This window comes from Bifidobacterium sp. B4111 (genome assembly GCF_026537235.1).
In the GTDB taxonomy this organism is placed as follows: Bacteria; Actinomycetota; Actinomycetes; order Actinomycetales; family Bifidobacteriaceae; genus Bombiscardovia.
On the sequence record NZ_JAFNMO010000020.1, the window covers coordinates 1 to 764 of the forward strand.

Consider the following 764-nt stretch of genomic DNA (forward strand, 5'->3'; position numbering starts at 1 on the left):
ACTGGTACGAGCTGAAACAGGTACGTTAGTGTATCAATGTGCCCGAAATGTGCCCGATTGAATCGGTAAAAAGAGTCCGGTCTTCGAATTGTTTACCTAATCCCTCGATATTGACAGGCACGTTGAGTCTTTCCTTGTTGGACCGCGCGTTTCCTCCGTATTAGTTTGTACAGCAGATGCCCCATAGCCAGCACCAGTGGCTTGGGATGCATCTTCTTCCGGGCGCACCAATTCAGTCAAATCAATTTTACTGGTGGCTGGTTTGTTGGGCTGATCCCCCCCCCCTATTTGTTTCACTCCCCTCATCTTTATCGCTAAAAAGGTGAGCAACTTGCTCAACTGAAAGGGGGCCTTGCAATCTTGTGGGTATGCGGCTGGAACACGTAGTGACTTCATCTAAGACCTGGAGGAACACCGCCTTATCCGGCTTGCTCGAAGATTCGGTCCTCCTGGCCCATTCCAGCATAAGTTCAATGGCAAGCTCCACCATGCTTGTGGATGACAGGATCGCGTTCAAAGATTCGGGCTGCTCAAATACTGCATGCCGAAGAGTGCTCGACCATGTGGGTATTTTTGCGTAGAGAGCGTGAAGCAGGGTTTCGTTCTCCAGTATCAGATGCAGTCGTTGGACGATGGTCCCAACGTCTTCGATTGTGGCCATATCTGTAAGACCGGTGATTGCACGCGAGAAAAAGGCAATCGGCTCTGCTTCCGTATTCGCTGCATCAAGCAGCTGAGCTGCGAAAAGATCCCATGCCTGTATG

General features: G+C 50.5%; 1 protein-coding gene. It reads right to left on the minus strand.

Features of this window, described 5'->3' with window-relative positions; all coding sequences use genetic code 11:
- Positions 1–247 precede the first annotated feature (247 nt).
- Positions 248–764: hypothetical protein (locus tag J3T93_RS09925; protein ID WP_267431552.1), on the minus strand; the 517-nt coding region annotated here is incomplete at its 5' end.